The organism is Chryseobacterium sp. C2(2020) (assembly GCF_014218915.1).
Classification (GTDB): domain Bacteria; phylum Bacteroidota; class Bacteroidia; order Flavobacteriales; family Weeksellaceae; genus Chryseobacterium; species Chryseobacterium mucoviscidosis.
Genome location: NZ_JACLCT010000086.1, coordinates 1 through 1,684, shown reverse-complemented (window position 1 = coordinate 1,684; position 1,684 = coordinate 1). Strand labels below are relative to the sequence as shown.

At 29.8% G+C, this 1,684-nt stretch carries 2 protein-coding genes; both read right to left on the bottom strand.

Annotation, left to right across the window (positions count from 1 at the left end):
* Positions 1-122: 122 nt before the first annotated feature.
* Entirely contained in the window at positions 123-368 is a 246-nt protein-coding gene (locus tag H6W52_RS20990; RefSeq protein WP_116100063.1) for a hypothetical protein, read from the bottom strand.
* Entirely contained in the window at positions 359-1,285 is a 927-nt protein-coding gene (locus H6W52_RS20985; protein ID WP_116100064.1) for an IS1595 family transposase, read from the bottom strand. The genes H6W52_RS20990 and H6W52_RS20985 overlap by 10 nt, the downstream gene beginning before the upstream one ends.
* Positions 1,286-1,684: the final 399 nt, after the last annotated feature.

The following is a 1,684-nucleotide window of genomic DNA, read 5'->3' as shown; positions in this document are numbered from 1 at the left end:
TTATTTTTGAAAAAAGGCTCAGATTATAAAATCCAAGCCTAACTTTTCTACTTACACACTTTACGGGATAGTGTCTATACGCCAGTTTACACTAGCATGTTTAAAAATAAGAGGACTTAAATTTAGTCCTCTTTTTCTTTCTTCTTAGGTTTAAGGTTTAAAACCTTTTTCATATTCAAATCGAATTCCACTAATTTAAGCACATGTTTGCCATCAACTAAGGGAATATCGTCTATGTAAATTATTTCAGTTCCATCGAATGCAAAGTATTCGTAATTTTTCTTTATATCTTCTACATAAAAATAATCTACACCATCTTTTGTAATGTATCTCACATTTTTTTCTTTAAGTGCTTCGCCTAATGACATAATTCTTTATACTTAGTTCGGATATTTGAATTTGACAACAAATATCTGAATTTTTCTTGGTCTGTGACCTTTCTCAGGTTAAATCTATACACAAATTCATCAACATATTTTTGAAGATGCTTCTTTGAAACATGATTGTACATTCCTGAAACACTTCTTTTCAGTATGTTCCAACTTCCTTCTATGTTGTTTGTGTGTATAATATTGTCCTGCAAACTTACATACTCTTTTTTAGAATGGTCTATTACATTATGAGTATAATATTTATCTAAGCCTTTATAAGCCCACCATTCATCACTAATTAATATTGTTCTTTCAGGATTTACATATCTACAAATCAGAGGTTGAATACTTTTTCTTTTTGTATCGGTTACAACAAAAGCATTCATTTTACCATCTCTTTGTAGCATACCCATCACAGGAACTTTGTCTTTAAAACTTCGTCCTTGTGAGTGTGGAACCTTCTTATCTTTGTGACGGTTCTTATTTTTACCACCAATAAAAGTTTCATCACATTCTACAATACCTTCAAGCTCATTATTATTCTCAATACCAAAACAGGCTCTGATTCTTTGTAACATGAACCATGCTGTTGCTTGTCTTACTCCAATATCTTTTCCTAACTGTATAGAACTGATCCCTTTTTTATGTGAGGTAACAAGCCAAATAGCCAAGAACCATTTACGAAGACTAACTTTAGAATTCTCAAACATTGTTCCTGTCTTAACATTAAAATACTTGCCCGTATTCTTACATCTATATTGATTATTCTTACACTTATATACTTTTGAAGTTTCATCAAAAGGACTTACAGGAAGTTTGTTCCATTTCAATATCTCCAAATAATCAATGCAATCCTGTTCTGTTGAAAAGGTTTGAGCTAATTCAAATACTGATTTTATATTGGTGTTAAACATAATCTATTCAGTTGTATTTTTTATAATAATATTAGATACATCATAAAGCCAATTAATTTCACCATTAGAAATTCTTCGTATATTCATATTAACAGTCTCATTAAAAGCATTTAATATCTTAGACTTTCTAGAATCAGATATATTCATAGATTTTATTTGGTAAACAATATCATCTATTACAGTTTGAGCTCTTCTTCGATTATCATTATATCTATTTTGTAAAGTTGTTGCAGCATTTCCTAAATTAGAAATATCTAATTGTTCAGGATCCTTATATTGATAAGATTGCCTTGATTGTTGGGGACTTCTTAAACTGTAATACTCTGGATGTACTAATTTAGCGTCCAGTTAAAGTTAAGCATAAAACCTTAATTTTAACCTATGAAACGAGAGAGAAAA